This window comes from Nonomuraea candida (genome assembly GCF_000725485.1).
Classification (GTDB): Bacteria; Actinomycetota; Actinomycetes; order Streptosporangiales; family Streptosporangiaceae; genus Nonomuraea; species Nonomuraea candida.
Window position 1 is genome coordinate 122,501 of sequence record NZ_JOAG01000030.1, and the last position, 14,486, is coordinate 136,986.

13 protein-coding genes and 1 pseudogene are annotated in these 14,486 nt (G+C 73.1%); 3 read left to right on the forward strand and 11 right to left on the reverse strand.

Annotated elements, in window-relative coordinates; translation table 11 throughout:
- Positions 1 to 81: 81 nt before the first annotated feature.
- Positions 82 to 459 carry a S26 family signal peptidase gene (locus tag IO39_RS28065; RefSeq protein ID WP_052423459.1) on the reverse strand — a complete coding sequence of 126 codons (378 nt, stop codon included), beginning with the start codon at positions 457 to 459 and terminating at the stop codon, positions 82 to 84.
- Positions 456 to 1,106, reverse strand: a pseudogene (locus IO39_RS51040) (ATP-binding cassette domain-containing protein); the annotation flags it as partial. The gene IO39_RS28065 and the pseudogene IO39_RS51040, both read right to left, overlap by 4 nt.
- Before the next feature lie 241 nt (positions 1,107 to 1,347).
- Between IO39_RS51040 and IO39_RS54860 the strand changes: the two are divergent.
- Complete coding sequence (locus IO39_RS54860; RefSeq protein ID WP_157548973.1) at positions 1,348 to 1,590, forward strand: hypothetical protein; 243 nt, start codon at positions 1,348 to 1,350, stop codon at positions 1,588 to 1,590.
- Between the two features lie 222 nt (positions 1,591 to 1,812).
- On the opposite strand, the gene IO39_RS28075 is transcribed toward IO39_RS54860, so the two are convergent.
- The 3 genes from IO39_RS28075 to IO39_RS54865 all read right to left on the reverse strand — a co-directional run bounded on the left by IO39_RS28075 (position 1,813) and on the right by IO39_RS54865 (position 3,130).
- Positions 1,813 to 2,352: a thioredoxin domain-containing protein gene (locus IO39_RS28075; RefSeq protein ID WP_043629006.1), complete on the reverse strand. Its 540-nt coding sequence runs from the start codon at positions 2,350 to 2,352 to the stop codon at positions 1,813 to 1,815.
- 28 nt (positions 2,353 to 2,380) lie between these two features.
- Positions 2,381 to 2,896 carry a MauE/DoxX family redox-associated membrane protein gene (locus tag IO39_RS28080; RefSeq protein ID WP_043629238.1) on the reverse strand — a complete coding sequence of 172 codons (516 nt, stop codon included), beginning with the start codon at positions 2,894 to 2,896 and terminating at the stop codon, positions 2,381 to 2,383.
- A gap of 75 nt (positions 2,897 to 2,971) precedes the next feature.
- A complete protein-coding gene (locus tag IO39_RS54865) occupies positions 2,972 to 3,130 on the reverse strand; it encodes a hypothetical protein (protein ID WP_157548975.1) in 159 nt (52 codons plus the stop codon).
- 964 nt (positions 3,131 to 4,094) lie between these two features.
- Here IO39_RS54865 and IO39_RS28085 point away from each other — a divergent pair.
- Both IO39_RS28085 and IO39_RS56905 read left to right on the forward strand, forming a co-directional pair.
- Complete coding sequence (locus tag IO39_RS28085) at positions 4,095 to 7,142, forward strand: AfsR/SARP family transcriptional regulator (protein WP_052423463.1); 3,048 nt, start codon at positions 4,095 to 4,097, stop codon at positions 7,140 to 7,142.
- Between the two features lie 208 nt (positions 7,143 to 7,350).
- Entirely contained in the window at positions 7,351 to 7,572 is a 222-nt protein-coding gene (locus IO39_RS56905; RefSeq protein ID WP_043629008.1) for a hypothetical protein, read from the forward strand.
- 19 nt (positions 7,573 to 7,591) lie between these two features.
- Here the strand turns inward: IO39_RS56905 and IO39_RS28095 are convergent, their stop codons facing one another.
- The 6 genes from IO39_RS28095 to IO39_RS28115 form a co-directional block, all read right to left on the reverse strand.
- Positions 7,592 to 8,011, reverse strand: a complete 420-nt coding sequence (locus IO39_RS28095; protein ID WP_043629009.1) for a lasso peptide biosynthesis B2 protein — start codon at positions 8,009 to 8,011, stop codon at positions 7,592 to 7,594.
- The gene (locus IO39_RS28100) at positions 8,008 to 8,298 is read right to left on the reverse strand and encodes a lasso peptide biosynthesis PqqD family chaperone (RefSeq protein WP_043629010.1); all 291 of its coding nucleotides are present in this window, start codon (positions 8,296 to 8,298) and stop codon (positions 8,008 to 8,010) included. Before IO39_RS28100 ends, IO39_RS28095 begins: the two co-directional genes overlap by 4 nt.
- A complete protein-coding gene (locus tag IO39_RS28105) occupies positions 8,295 to 10,199 on the reverse strand; it encodes an asparagine synthase-related protein (protein ID WP_052423464.1) in 1,905 nt (634 codons plus the stop codon). The genes IO39_RS28100 and IO39_RS28105 overlap by 4 nt, the downstream gene beginning before the upstream one ends.
- 42 nt (positions 10,200 to 10,241) lie before the next feature.
- Positions 10,242 to 10,370, reverse strand: coding sequence for a lasso RiPP family leader peptide-containing protein (locus tag IO39_RS54880; RefSeq protein ID WP_157548977.1), 129 nt, complete (start codon positions 10,368 to 10,370; stop codon positions 10,242 to 10,244).
- 297 nt (positions 10,371 to 10,667) lie between these two features.
- Complete coding sequence (locus IO39_RS28110) at positions 10,668 to 13,262, reverse strand: S8 family serine peptidase (protein ID WP_052423465.1); 2,595 nt, start codon at positions 13,260 to 13,262, stop codon at positions 10,668 to 10,670.
- Position 13,263: 1 nt separating this feature from the next.
- A complete protein-coding gene (locus tag IO39_RS28115) occupies positions 13,264 to 14,481 on the reverse strand; it encodes a beta propeller repeat protein (protein ID WP_157548979.1) in 1,218 nt (405 codons plus the stop codon).
- Positions 14,482 to 14,486 lie beyond the last annotated feature (5 nt).

Here is a 14,486-nt window from a genome sequence, read left to right on the forward strand (position 1 = left end):
GCAGAGCCGGGAAGCGCAGGAACTTCACGCGCCCCGGCTTGACATCTCGCCGAAAGGCACGTGCTTCCAGCACGCTCCGCCTCACGGCGCAGGCCGTGCTTCGTACAGTCCCCAGGCGGGCGAAGCACCCGGAACGGTCCCGAGGATGTCGTGGCAGTCGATCAGCCCCAGCTGGCGGGAGTCCTGCGAGCGCGGATTGTCCCCGACCACCGCGACATGCCCGGCAGGTACCCGCGGCACGTTCGGCAGTGTCACGGCGAGCCAGTCCGGCAGCAGATCGCCGGCGACGGCGGCGACCCGCTTGATCCGGTGCGGCAGCTCCTCGTCCGCCACCCGGAAGACGATCACCTCGCCGCGCCGAGGTGCCCGCCGCAGCCGCCGCGCCAGCACGCGCTGGCCGTCCCGCAGAGTGGGCGACATGCTGTTGCCCCGCACGGTCACCCTGATCCACCCGATCATCGCACTCTCGCATCCTGGTAGCCTCCGGCCTGGAGGCGGAACAGCCGGGCGTACTCGCCGCCCGCGTCCATGAGCTCGTCATGACTGCCCTGCTCGGCGATCCGGCCGTCGACGAGCGTGACGATCAGCTCCGCGCCACGCAGCGCGGACAGCCGGTGGGAGATCAGCAGCCGGGTACGGCCCTCCGTGTGCCGGCGCAGGGTGCTGTGCACCCGGTGCTCGCCCTCGGCGTCCAGTCCCGAGGTCGGCTCGTCGAGCACGATCAGCTCGGCGTCGGTGCGCATCAGGCAGCGGGCCAGGGCCAGCCGCTGCCACTGCCCGCCGGACAGTGGCACGCCAGCCCGCTCACCGTCGTCCGTGTGCGTCCTGGACAGCACGGTGTCGTAACCGTGGGGCAGAGCCGCCACCGTGTCGTCGATCCGTGCCGTCCGCGCGGCCGCGACGATCCGCGACCGGTCGTCGAGGTGCCGGACCTGGCCGATGCCGATGTTCTCGGCCGCGGTCAGGTCGTAGGTCATGAACTCCTGGAACACCACGCCGATCCGGGCGCGCAGGGCCGTGACGTCCAGCTCGCGGAGGTCCACGCCACCCCAGGTGATCGTGCCGCGCTGCGGGTCGTAGAACCGGCACAACAGTTTCACCAGCGTGCTCTTGCCCGCGCAGCACCACGGAGGACAGCCCGGTCTGCGCGCCGGTCACCGCGCTGAGGAAGAGCACGAGGTCGCCGACCGACGAGTCACTGGTGACGACGTTCGTGGCGACCACGACCGTGCCGACCCCGGTGACGGCGGCTCCGAGCAGCGCGAGCCCGCTCTGCACCAGTGCGCCCCGGCGTGAGGCGGACAGCCGCGCGTGCGAGACCGCCGCCAGCGAGCCGATCATCCTGGCGTGGAGCAGCGTGCCGAGGCCGAACAGCCGGATCTCCTTGGCGGCACGCACGTCGGTGAGCAGCGCCCGATAGAACAGGCGGCGCCGGTCGGTGGCCACCCACGCCTCCTCGGTGGCCGCCTCGCGCCGCGCGGTCGCCAGCCTGGCGAGCACGGCGATCAGCACCGAGGCGAGCAGCAGCAGGGCCATCGGCGGCCACACCACCAGCAACGCACCCGCGAAACCGGCGAGCAGCACCACTGAGCGGACCAGCTCCTGCGCGAACTGGGAGACCGTGCCGGGCGCCTCCTGCGCGGCCTGCTCGGCGAGCCGCAGCCGGTCGTGGAAGGCGGGGTCCTCGACGTGCCGTGGTCGCGGGCGCGGCACCCGAAAGCACGGTGAGCGCCAGGGCGACGGTGGCCGTCACCGGCGCGGACCGGAACGGCAGCGCGAGCGCCGCCATGCCCGTGCGGAGGAACGAACGGATCATGCCACCTTCGCCGGGGTGCCGGTCGTACCCGCGAAATCGTCCAACCGGGAGCCGGAGGCGGTCACCACGCCGCCGTGCGTGTGCAGCAGCGTCGGGAACGCGACGACCTCGAACGCGGTCAGCACGGGATCGTCGACACCGATGACCGCGACCCGCCCGAGAGCGCCGAGCTTGCCGACCATGAGCGCGGTGGCGTCGGGGGCTTCCTGGTCACCCTGCACGATGGACACGAATCGGGCCGGTGGCGGAGCGGTGACGAGCGCGTCGGACAGCATCCGGCACGGCCCGCACCCGACCTGGAAGAACCCGACCTGCACCGGGCCGTCGAGGTCGGCTTCGGTGATCGTGGCGCCGTCGGTGCCGGTGAGCGAGAAGGGGCGGACGACCGTGCCGGGCTTCGGCAGCTGCGGGTTGTGGGCGTGGGCGCCGCCGTGCTGTTGCAGCTCGCGGATCCTGGCGACCAGCGCGAACGTGAACAGCAGGTGCACCGCGACCACGACGGCGAGCAGGATGACGGCGGTGGTGAGCAGTATCAATAGTTCCTCCCGGCGGGAAAGAGCAGGGTCAACGGTTCCTCCCGGCGGGAAGGAGGAGGAACGCGACGTCCTCCCAGCGGGTCGTGAGCAGGCCGAGAAACGCTCCGGTCACCGCGGCGACCAGCATGGCGGGCGCCGAGGCCGGCACATCACCGGCGAGCGCGCCGGTGACGGAGACGGCGGCCAGCAGACCATTGCGGACGAGGTGCTTCGGGCCGAGCAGCCCGCCGCCCGCGCCGAAGCACTGGCAGCGTACGGACTTCCTGGCCAGGGCCACCCGGGCGATGCCGGCGCAGAACACGATGAGGAGCACGGTCGCGAGGGCGTAGCCGGCGAGCCGCGTGCCGGGGACGGCGAGCAGCACCACGGCGGCGGCCTCCCCTGCGACGACCGCGACGGCGGCCGGACCGGCGGGCAGCCACCGTGGCCCGATCACCGCGACCGAGTCGCGGAACTCGGCGAACCCCTGCCGGGAACGCGCCTTCCCCACGACCGCCGCGAAGAAGACGACCGCGAGCAGCGTACGAGCGAGCAGATCGAGCACGACGGCCTCCGGGCGGGATGAGGGCCGGCGGGGCACGAGGTGACGTCCCCGCCGGCCACTCCTGTCAGTGGGTGGTCAGCAGCTGGACGACCTGGAGGAGCACTGGCCGTAGCAGTTGAAGCGGTACCCCGGCTTACAACACGCACCGTGCTCCGGCACGCACGCCCCGGCCTCCACCTTCGGCAGCACCATCCCGACGAGGCGCTCACCCGTTCGCTGCATGAGTCGCTTCATTTCAATTCCTTTCGTGACCGGTGACGCGGACACCGGCCAGAAGAATGGCCATCCCACCGTCACGGCGACCGCGAATACGCGTCGTCCGCTCCGTCCGGGACACGAACTCCCACCTCTTCTGGCGGCATTGCCAAAACTGCCCCGATTCCACACGAGAGTCAAGATCTTCGATTCGCCGATTTTCGCCGCCGCCAACAAGTAGGGAATAGGGGTTTTCCCGTCCGCAGCCCGCCGGCTCCGGCCGGGCATCGCCATGACGCGCGGAGCACACGCGCCTCTTCCCCGCTCTGGCCAGGATGTTTCCATCCTCTCCGGCCGTGTGTGGCTGATGTGTGGCGGGTATGTGGAGAAAATATGGGAGCCGGCGATTAATCTTTCTTGAGCGCACCTCTCGCCGAAAACGCGTTCATCTTGAATCGCGAGAACGCGAATCATCGCATCGGCGCAGCGAAGTTCCGCAAGAGCGCGTGCGGCGATACCCGCCGTGGCCGGGCCGGCATTCGCCGGCATCGTCAACGTGCCGAATCCGAGCGATTCTTCTGGCCATACTCCGCCGCCGCGAGTCGCGGGCCACGGGCGGTGACGCCCACGGCCACGGCGCCTCCGGCCTCCGGACGACCGGTCGGATCACCGCGACCGTCCACCGGGAGAGAGCGCGCCACGTCCGAGACGGGGGCGCGCCGAACGATCACCGAGCGCAGCGGCCTGATCCACGACTCCCCGGCATCGCGTCCGCGAAGATCGCGGACGCGGACAGAGCATGATCGAAAGTTACCGCACAACGCCCACCCCGCCCGGCGAGGCCATGGTAGATATGCGCCCGTAAGTGGCTCAGTGGGCCGGTATAGGGGAGTGTGTCGGTGATGGTCAGGAGTCGTCTGCTGTGACCCTGTTTAGAGTGCTCGGTTCTGTTCAGGCGGTATCCCCGGACGGGCCTGTGCGTCTCTCAGGAAAGCAGCGGTGCATGCTCGGTGTGCTGCTGCTCTACCCCAACACGCCGGTCTCCCTGGAGCGCATGATCGACTGCCTGTGGGAGAAGCCGCCCGCGTCGGCCGTGTCCAACATCCACAGCTACGCCACCCGTCTCCGCCGGACGGTCGCCCCCCACCTCGTCACCCGCGACCACCACTATCTCCTCGAGGTCGAGCGGACCCAGCTCGACCTGCTCCTCTTCGAGGACACCCTGGACAGGGCCCGCCGCCACGCGGACGCCGGAGACCTGGCCGCGGCCGACGAGGAATACCGCGCAGCCCTGTCGCTGTGGCGCGGCCGGCCTGCCGAGGACGCGCTGCTCACCGCCGCCGTGACACCGCGCATCGCCGAACTGGAGGAACTAGCGCATTCCGCCCGGTCCGGCTGGACCGACATCCGCTTGCGGATGGGCCGGCACGAGGAGCTGATCAGCGAGTTACGGACGCTCGCCGAAGCCGGCTCGATCGACGAACGCGTCTGGCGGCAGCTCATCCTCGCGCTCCACCGATCCGGCCGGCGGGCCGAGGCCCTGGAGACGTACGGCCGGGTCCGGACGATGCTGGCGAGCGAGTTGGGCGTCGAGCCGGGCCCCGAGCTCCAGCGCCTGCACCTGGCGATCCTGGGGAACGAGGAGAGCCTCACCCCGTCCGTGCCGGAGACCGTGCGCCGCCTCGTTCCCCGTCAGCTTCCGCCCGAGGTGGGCCGGCTGATCGGCAGGCGGGCGGAGCTCCAGCAGCTGGACGAGGCGTCGGCCGCGAAGGTGATCCTCGTGGTCGGGGGCGCCGGTGTCGGCAAGACGACGCTCGCCGTCCACTGGGCGCACCAGGTGGCGGAGCGGTTCCCCGACGGGCAGCTCTTCGTCGACCTGCGGGGGTTCGACCAGGCGCCGCCGATGAGCACGGCCGAGGCCCTGCCCCGCCTGATCCAGGCGCTCGGCTGGCCCAGGGAGGACGTCCCCGTGGAGCTGGAGGCCCAGATCGGCCTCTACCGGTCGATCCTGGCCGGACAGCGGGTTCTCGTGGTGCTGGACAACGCCGCCGAGCCGGACCAGATCCGTTCGCTGATACCCCCGGAAACCGGTTCCCGGATCCTGGTCACCAGCCGGGACCGGCTGAGCGGCCTGGTGGCCTTGGAGTCGGCCGGGCGGGTCACGCTGGACGTGCTCAAGCCGGACGAAGCCGTCGAGCTGCTCGCCGACGCCGTGGGACCGGACCGGATCCGCGCCGAACCGCACGCCGCCGCGCGCCTGGCCGAGCTCTGCGCGCGCCTGCCGCTGGCACTGCGGGTGGCGGGCGCCAGGGTGGCCGGCAGCCCGCACAAGACGCTCTCCCAGTACGTGGCCGGGCTCGGCGATCACGGCCTGCTCTCTCAGCTGGAGGTCGAGGGCGATCGGCGAACGGCGGTGCGCGGCGCGGTCGGCCGCTCCCATGAGGCGCTGACCCCCGCGGGACAGCGGTTGTTCCGGCTGATCGGGCTGCTGCCGAACACCGGCGTCACGGTCGAAGGCGCGGCGGCACTGTCCGGCTACTCCCCGGCGGACACGGCCAGGCTCCTGGACGACCTGGCGCGGGTCCACCTGATGAACGCCGAACCGGACCGCTACACCTGTCACGACCTGCTGGTCACGTACGCCGCGGAGCGAAGCGAGACGGAGGACCCGCCCGCCGAGCGCGAGGCCGCCGTCAACCGGTACTTCGACTTCTACCTGCGGACGATCGTCTCCGTGGGTGAGCACGTCGGGCGCGTGGTCAGCCCGGCACCGGACGGACCGGTCACGAAGGTGGCGCCCCTCTCCTTCGGCGACGCGGCCGAGGCGGAGAGGTGGCTCGACCGGGAGTGGGACACCATTGCCGCGCTGGTCGCCCATGCGGCGGAGCGCGGTCCGCACCGCTGGGCCTGGCGGCTGGCCGACGCCCTGAGAGACGTCATGTCCTGGAAACGGCCCGTCGCCGAGTGCCTGCGCATCGCCGAGCTCGGGCTCAAGGCCGCCCGCGCAGCGCAGGACGGCATGGGACAGGGCGCGATGCTGATGTCCATCGGCTACATCCGCTGGCGGATCGCCGATCCGGACGCCTCCATGGACGCCTATCGCCAGGCGCTGCCCTTCGTGCGCGAGGCCGGCTGGCGTGAGGGGGAATCGGCCGTGCTGCGGGCCGGCGGGGTGGCCCTCGCGCAGACCGGGGCGCCCGAGCAGGCCATCGGCCAGTTCCGGCGGGCCCTGACCATCGACCGCGAGCTGGGCGACCGCACGGGCGAGACGTCCAGTCTCACCAACCTGGCGGCGCTCCATCTTGACCTCGGCCGCCTGCACGACGCGGAAGAGCGCCACCGGCAGGCGCTCACCGCCGCCCTCAAGATCGGCAAGCGCCAGCTGGAGGCCGTGATCCGCACCAACCTCGGAGTGGTCCAGCGGGAGATGGGCCGGCTCAGGAGCGCCCTCGACACGCTCAGCAGGTCCTTGGCCGTCGGGCGCGAGATCGGGTTCCCGTACGTGGAGGCCATGGCGCTGGAATCCCTCGGCAGCGTGCACCTGGAGGCCGGTCGCCATGACTCGGCGTTGCAGGTCCTGTCGCAGGCGGCATCCGTGGCCAAGGGCGTCGAGAACCGCGAGGTCGAGGTGTTCGCGCTGATCGGGCTGGCACTGGCGAGCCTGCGGAGCGGGGACGCGGAAGCCGCCGCCGACCGCCTCGCCGGGGCCGCGGCCATCGCCGAAGGCACCAGCAACCGGCCGAACCAGGTGGGCCTGCTGCTGGCGCGGTCGGAGCTGGCCCGCTTCCACGGTCTGCACGCCGAGGCGCTGGCCCATGCCGGCCATGCCCGGCGCCTGGCCGGGGAAGGGTACGCCCTGGCGCTGGGCAAGGCGCACAGCGCCCTCTCGTCCGCCTGCCTCGGCCTGGGCGATCTGGTCTCCTGCGAGGAGCACGGCGAGGAGGCGCTGCGGGTGTTCCGGCGAACCGGGCAGCAGCTCGCGCGAGCCAGAACGAAGGCCGGCGCACCGGAACGGGCGGAGACCCTTGCCCTGCTGCACACCCTGCTCTGATCGCCCTCCGGATGCCGACGCGGGTGCCGCCTCAGCCGGCTGCGACGGCATGCCGGGGCGACGGCGGTGCGCCTTCCCCCTCGCGGGTCCAACCGTGCTCGTCGGCGTCACTGGATGAGCCGTTGCTCGATCTTCAGGCGAGCCCGCAGGCGTGGAGGGTATCCGCGATCCCGGCGAGCACTGCCCCGGCAACTCACCAAGGAATGCCATGAGACCCCGGTCCATCGCCGCGGCCCTGGCGATCTCAGCGGGCGGTGAATCCGCCGTCCACGGGCAGGGCGGCGCCGATGACGAAGGCGGCGGCCGGGCTGCACGGTCACAGGACGGCGTCGGCGATCTCGTCGGCGGCGCCCAGGCGGCCGATGGGCTGCTGCTTCATGAGTTCGGCCACGGCCTCGTGGGTCTGGCTGCGGGGAGGCCGCCCTGGTGAGGCGGTCCTGTCGCGCTGATCACGACCTTGTGCCGGACGGGGCGATGACCATGGTGGGGTGGTAGCGGACGGGAGGCTCGTCGACAGGGCGTCCCTCGGCCTCGATCCAGGCGTGGGCGGCGAAGGGGTGCACGCGGACGCCGGTGCACCAGGTGGGCCACGTGCCGTGCAGCCGGCACAGCAGGGCGGCGGCGATGGAGCGGGGCAGGCAGCCCTCGCCGGCGCAGGACAGGCTGACCGCGATCACGGCGTCTCGTGCCCGCTTGGCCTGTGCGGCGGTGGCGGGGGCGGCGCCGCGGCGGGCGAGGGTGAGCACCGCGCGGATGCGTGCCGGCGGCAGCCGGGCGATCAGATGCGCGAGTGTCACGGCCGCCAGCGCGGCCGGGCGGCGGCGCCAGGGCAGCCCGGGCCGGGCGGCGGGCACCATCGGAGTGCTCATGGTGTCGTTCCGGCCCGGCGGGTGAGGGGCCGGGTCAGTCCGGCGGCGTGCAGCTGCTCCAGCAGCGCGGTGACGTCGGCCTCGGCGGTGGGCGCGGCGTCGGGGTGGGCGGTGGTGAGCCGGCGGACGAGCTCGGCCGGGGCGGCGCCGTCGACCAGGGCTTGCACGATGAGGTGGGCGGTGGCGTTGAGCTGATGGTAGTGGCCGGTGCGTTCGTCCAGCAGGACCGCGTCCTCGCCGACCGCGGTCAGGGTGATGCCCGGTCGCAACTGTACGGTGTCGCTCATGTCGGGGTTCCTTTCCCCGCGTACCCAGGTGGGAGCGGTGTGCCGGTGCCCGGGAGGGCGCGCAGCCAGTTCTCGGCCGCGAGCAGGATCTGCAGGTAGACGGCCTCGCCGCGCAGGGTGTGGGACCGGGTCAGGGCCTCGCGCAACGCCGCCTGGTCCGCCAGGCCGAGCGCGGCCAGCCGGGAGTCCTCGGCCAGCGCGGCGAGCCGGTCCCGGTGCAGGCGCCGGCCCTGGTGTTCCGGCTGGGTGAAGTTGCCCTTGGTCGTGCGTGACAGGCACTCGCCGGGCATGCGGCCGGTCATGGCGGCCACGATGAGCGGCTTGTACGCGCCGGGCCTGGCCCGGTGGTCGATTCGCACCGCGCAGGCGGCCTCCAGCACCCGATCGTCCAGAAAGGGGATCTGGACGGCGGCGCCGTGCCGGGCGGTCAGGCGCTGTAGCTGCCGGTAGGTGGAGCTCGCGCAGCGCACCATGGACAGCATCTGGTGCTGGGTGCGCCAGGCCGCCGAAGGGGCGGCGTCTTCGGCGGCCCGCCGTACCAGCGCGGCGACGGCGGCGACCGCGTCGGGGCGCGCCCACGGCGGCAGCCGCATCGGCGGTTCCCAGCCGAAGTCGGGGCCCGATGACAGGTAGTGCGGCGTGGCCAGCAGCGGGGCCTGCGCGGCCAGCCACGTCCGGTACGAGCCCCGCCTGGCCAGCGCGGCGGCCGCCGCGGCGATCGGCCAGCGGGTCTGGGCGCGACGGGCGCGCAGGTGGGCGGGCAGCGCCAGGGGCCGCAGGCGGGCCAGGTCGTGCAGGTGGCACGGCGGGGTGTGGGTGAGCTCGTCGCCGCCGTGCCCGCTCAGGTGGACGGCCGCCCCCTGCTCGGCCAGCGTGGCGGCGATGGCGGCGCTGCGGGCGGCGACGTGCAGCAGCCGGGGCGGTTCGTCGTAGCCGGGGATGGGGCTGGTGGCGTCGGCGTACCAGGCGGGAAGCTGGTCGTGGGGCAGGGTCAGGTGCTCACCGGCCAGGTGGGCGGCGGCCCGGCGGGCCCACGGCTCGTCGTCGTGCGCGGGGTCGTCGACGCCGATGCGGGCGGTGAGCAGCGTCGTGCCGCGCTCGCGGGCCGCCGCGTCGGCCAGGAAGCACACGGGGGTGGAGTCGAGCCCGCCGGACAGGTCGGCGGCTATGGTGCCGCCGCGCGGCACGCGCAGCGCCACCGCCTCCTCCAGGGCGTCGGCCAGGGCGGGGGCGGCCTCTTCGATGGGCAGGCGGGCTTCGGGGGGCTGCCACCAGCGATGCAGGCGGATGGCGCCGTCCGGCTCCATGACGGCGGCGGCGCCGGGAGGCACGGCGTGCACACCCCGCCAGAGCGGGGCGGCCAGGACCGGGACGGGGTAGGTGAGCAGGCGTACGGCGACCTGCTCGGGCAGCAGGGTGGCCTGGGTGAGTGCGGCCAGCAGGTCGGCCCGGTCGGCGGCCAGGCTCACGGCGCCGGCGCCGGAGCCCAGCCGGGCGTGGAAGATCCGCCGCATGCCGGAGGCGGTGCCCTGCGCCCGGACCTGGCCCGCGTGGGCGGCGACCAGGTGCGCGCTGCCGGGCAGGACGGCGAGCCTGCCGGCCTGGCCGAGGTGGCCGAGGTGACCGAGGTGGCCGAGGTGACCGCGGCGGCCGATCGTGTCCGCGCACCGGGCCAGAGCGGCCGGGGTGATCGGGCAGTGCCCGATCAGTGCCAGGCCGGTGGGACCCGCTTGTACGGACACGATCGGCTCGCGTTCGAAGACGCCGATCAGGCAGGGGCGGCCCGAGGGGTGCCGCAGCACCACCCGCGCCCCGGGATGAGACGACAGCCGCCGTCCGACCGGCAGCGCCGCGGGGCTGTCGGGCAGGACGACGAACCAGTCGTCGGGAAAGTCCGGCACGTGGTGGGCCCTTTCCTGCTCTCTTGGCGCCGGGAAGGGCTGTTACCAGTAGTACCAGTAGAGGCTGTCCGGGAAGTCCCCGAGCGGGTAGCCGTGAGTCACCTCGGCGAAGCGGCCGAGTGACCGCAGGGTGGGCGGCTCGTACGGGACGTGGGTGGGCTGGGTCTGCATGATCAGTCCCCTTTTCTGAATACCTCGTGTTGCTCGGCAGGCCTGTCACACCCGCCGCGTCTGCCATCCTGCCTCCCACGGCAACCACGCACTGTAGTCGAGGAGTGACAATCTGCGATTGCCTGAGTGACGTCCACATGCCCGCTCAGCTCAGCCGGCCACGAACCCGGCACCTCGACGGCTTCCTCACCGACCTCCTGGCCGCCAACCCGATGAAACCGCCTCGCGACCGCCCCACGTCCGAGCCACTGCCCCCGGGCGGTCTCCGTCCCGGGGGCGCGGCGCGCGGCGGTGGGGTCAGGTCGCCGCGGGCCGGCAGGTGCGGTCGCCGACGAACACGTCGTCGACGGCCCACCAGCCGGACAACTGGCCCCGATAGTGGAGGCGGATCCGCACGTCGGCCCGCCCGGCCGCGTCCGGCAGCGGGATGACGTGCACGGCCGGTCCTGGAGCGCCGGGGAAGCCCCTGGCCGACCACACGCTCTTCCAGGTACGGCCCCCGTCCACGCTGAGGCCGACGCCGGTCGTGGAGTTGACCGCCGGCTTCAGGTCGTGGGCGAACTCCAGGGTCGCCGAGGTCCGGGCGGTCAGGTTGTAGGAAGGGCTGGTCAGGTAGGTGTCCTGGAGGTGGCCCTTGCCGGAGTGCAGGGAGTCGACGATGGCGAACCCGCCCGCGCCGCCGGTGCGGTTGCCCCGTCCGCCGGCGTCGGTGAAGACCCAGCCGGGCTGGTAGGCGTAGTTGGGGATGCGGGGGTCGACGTCGGTGACCGTCCAGCCCTTGGGCGCCGCGGCGCCGTCGAACCGCTCGGTGCCGCCGTCGCGGATCACCTCGTAGCCGCGGGCGACGCAGGACAGGGAGACGGTCAGGCCGAGGTCGAGCCGGCGGCCGGTCTCACCCATGGTGACCTGCTGGACGGCCGGGTCGTAGCCGGGCTCCGTGGCGCGGGTGGTGAGGGTGTAGGTCGTCGACGGGAGCAGGGACAAGGTGTAGGCGCCGGTGGCGGGGTCGGACTCGGCGTTCCACGTGTGGCCCTTGCCGTCGTCGGCGGTGATCTTCGCGGCGAGCCCGCGGCCGAGGCCGGAGCCGTCGGAGACGGTGCCGGTCAGGTTGATCCGCTCGGTCTGCGGCAGGGCGACGTCCAGGGTGAGAGAGCCGTCCTTGGCCAGGGTGGCGGTTCTCGTCGTGGTCCGGTAGCCGAACGCCTCGGCCTTGAGCTGGTACTCCCCCGCGACGAGGGTGTAGCGGTAGGCGCCTTCGGCGCCGAGGGTGGAGGTGCGGGTCAGCGGGCCGGTGAGGGTGACGGTGGCGCCCTCGACCGGCCGGCCGGTGGTCGCGTCCGTGACGGTGCCGGCCAGCGTGGCGGTGCCGCGCGTGCCGGCCTCGACCAGGGCCAGGGCGTCGAGGCGGCCTTCGCCGTAGACGGCGTTGTCGGCCGCGGTGCCGCCGCAGGTGGTGTCCTCGGTGTCGATGGCCGACAGGTCCAGCAGCAGGCGGGTGGCCGCGGTGTCGCGTACGTACTCGGGGCGGGCCGACCACAGCAGCGCGACCGCTCCCGCGACGTGCGGCGCCGCCATCGAGGTGCCGTCGAAGAACGCGTAGGCGCCGCCGGGCACCGAGGAGCGGACGCTCACGCCCGGTGCGGAGATGTTCGGCTTGATCTCGCCGTCCTGGCCGGGACCGCGGCTGGAGAAGCTCGCGATCTTGTTGTTGACGTCGTACGCGCCCACCGAGTAGTTGATGACGCGCCCGCCGGGCGTTCCGGAGGTCTGGCAGGCGGGGCCGTCGTTGCCGTTGGACCAGATGCCCATGATGCCGGAGGCCGCCCAGGCGAGCTGGATGTCCTCCATGAACGGCTGGGTGGTCAGCCTCGCGCCCCACGAGTTGTTGACGATGTGCGGGCGCTTGGCCGCGTCGGGGTTGGCGCCAGTGGAGTCGGTGGGCGCGAGCATCCACTGCGATGACGCGACGAGGGCCTCCTCCGAGCACTGGTCGGTGGTGCAGCCCTTGGCCGCGATCCAGCGCACGCCCGGGGCGACGCCGATCTGGTTGCCCTGGCCGTCGTCGCCGGCCATGGTGCCCATGGTGTGGGTGCCGTGGGAGTTGTTGTCGCACGGCGCGTCGCTCGGGCACTCGCTCAGCGGGTCGTGCCAGTTGTAGTCGTGGGTGAAGGTGCCGTCTCCGTTGTCGCCCCGGTAGCTCTTGGCCAGGGCGGGGTGGTCGTACTGGACGCCGGAGTCGATGTTGGCGATGACGATGTCCTCGCCGCGGCGGCCGGTCCGCGCCCACACGTCGTCGGCGTTGATGTCGGACACGCCCCAGGTGAGGCCCGCCGCGGCGGCGGCCCCGGCGGGCGTGCTCCGGACCGGCTCGGGGATGGTGTACGTGACGGGCGCGCGGATCTCCTCGACCCCGGGTAACTTCGCGATCTTCTCGGCCAGCGCCCGCGAGGCGTTCTTCACGTGGACGGCGTTGGTGACCCAGAACGCCGTGAACTTCACTCCCTCCGCCTTGAGCAGCTTGCGCAGCGGCTCCTGGTCGCGGTCGGCCCTGGCGTGCAGCCGCTCGACCACGTCCCGGCCGCGGGCGGCGGGGCCGGCGATCTTCTTGGCCGGGGCGAGGTCGGCCTTGCCCGACATGCGCACCCAGAAGTCCGTGGTGGCGCGCGCGTCGAAGCTCGCCAGCACCTCCGGCGCGATCACCGGATCGTCCGCGGCGGCCGCCGCGGGGACGGCGCCCGGCAGGGCAGTGGCCGGCAGGGCAGTGGCCGGCAGGGCAGCGGCCGGCAGGGCAGTGGCCGGCAGGGCAGCGGCCGGCAGGGCGGTGGCCAGCAGGGCGGTGGCCAGCAGGGTCAGGGCGCGCGCCCGCGCGGGCGCCTTACGGGGAACTCTCACGTCACTCACTCCCGCAGCTCAGGTGGGCGATCAGGCGGCGCGGCAGCAACTGCGGGTAGCCGATGTCGGAGGGCACCGTCCGGGTGGAGGTGCCGGTCACCCACACGTCGTCGGGGCCGCTGCCGTCCACGTCGTGGAAGATGAAGCCGAACGCCTCCGGCTGCTCGCCCTGGGGCTTGACCTCCCGCCAGGAGGCGCCGTCCCAATGCCGCACGTGGAAGACGCCCATGCTGCTGTCGTTGGTGAGGGCCCACAACTGGCCGGGGGCGGGGGCGTACAGCTTGAAGATGTCGCCGCCGTAGGGGCCCGGCTCGGGCGCGGGCATGGTGGTCCAGCTCTGGCCGTCCCAGTGGAGCAGGAGCGGCCTCGGGCTGCTCTGGCCGCCGGAGATGCCGGCGACCCAGACGTCGTCGGGGCCGGAGGCGTCGAGCGCGTACAACATCCCTTCCGCGCCGGGGTCCGGCAGCGCGACGTCGGCCCAGGCCGTCCCGTCGTGGCGCAGGACCATCGGCTGGTACGAGCCCGTCTGCTCGTTCTTCTGGAAGCCGGCGGCCCAGACGCCGCCGCCCGGCACGGCTTTCACCGATCTCAGACCGGCGGAGGCGCGGCGGGCCGCGGGGTGGCCGACCGTCGTCCACTCCGTGCCGTCCCAGCGCTGAATGAGCGCGCCGCCCGCCGGCCCGTCGACGCGGCCCACCGCCCACGCCTGGGCGGAGTCCACCGTGGCGACGTCCGCCAGCCAGGACGGGCCGGTCTGCGGGCTCTGCGACGCGCCCGCCGTGGTGAGCGTCCAGCGGCCGCGGTCGAGGCGGGCCAGCACGCCTGCCCCGTCCGGCTGGTAGGGGCCGTGCAGGTTGACCAGCGACCAGCCGCCGGTGACGTCGAACGAGCCGGCGCCCACCTGGAACAGGTTCGCGGTGCGCGGGGGCACGGGGATCTGGGGGCCGTTCTCGACCAGCGAGCGGCCGTTCCAGCGCAGCGACCGGGCGCCCTCCTCGAGCTGCTCGGAGAAGCGCACGTTGTCACGCGAGATCACGTCGACGTCGACGACGCCCTCGCTCGCGGGCGCGTCGAGCATCGTCCAGGCCGGTACGCAGTCCGTCCCGGCGGTGGCGGGAGCCTGGGTGGCGGAGGTGGCGGCGGTGCTCAGCAGGGCGGTCAGGCCGGCCGCGACGGTGGCCCGGCGCAACCGCCCGCGGGGAGATCGTGGTGTTCGCATCAGGG

What these genes read in the sequence shown, in the direction of transcription:
- IO39_RS28065 (WP_052423459.1), bottom strand. Translation starts at nt 459, where the DNA reads ATGATCGGGTGGATCAGGGTGACCGTGCGGGGCAACAGCATGTCGCCC.
- IO39_RS28085 (WP_052423463.1), top strand. Translation starts at nt 4,095, where the DNA reads ATGCTCGGTGTGCTGCTGCTCTACCCCAACACGCCGGTCTCCCTGGAG.
- IO39_RS28100 (WP_043629010.1), bottom strand. Translation starts at nt 8,298, where the DNA reads ATGAGCGACACCGTACAGTTGCGACCGGGCATCACCCTGACCGCGGTC.
- IO39_RS56905 (WP_043629008.1), top strand. Translation starts at nt 7,351, where the DNA reads ATGAGACCCCGGTCCATCGCCGCGGCCCTGGCGATCTCAGCGGGCGGT.
- IO39_RS54880 (WP_157548977.1), bottom strand. Translation starts at nt 10,370, where the DNA reads ATGCAGACCCAGCCCACCCACGTCCCGTACGAGCCGCCCACCCTGCGG.
- IO39_RS54865 (WP_157548975.1), bottom strand. Translation starts at nt 3,130, where the DNA reads ATGAAGCGACTCATGCAGCGAACGGGTGAGCGCCTCGTCGGGATGGTG.
- IO39_RS28095 (WP_043629009.1), bottom strand. Translation starts at nt 8,011, where the DNA reads ATGAGCACTCCGATGGTGCCCGCCGCCCGGCCCGGGCTGCCCTGGCGC.
- IO39_RS28115 (WP_157548979.1), bottom strand. Translation starts at nt 14,481, where the DNA reads ATGCGAACACCACGATCTCCCCGCGGGCGGTTGCGCCGGGCCACCGTC.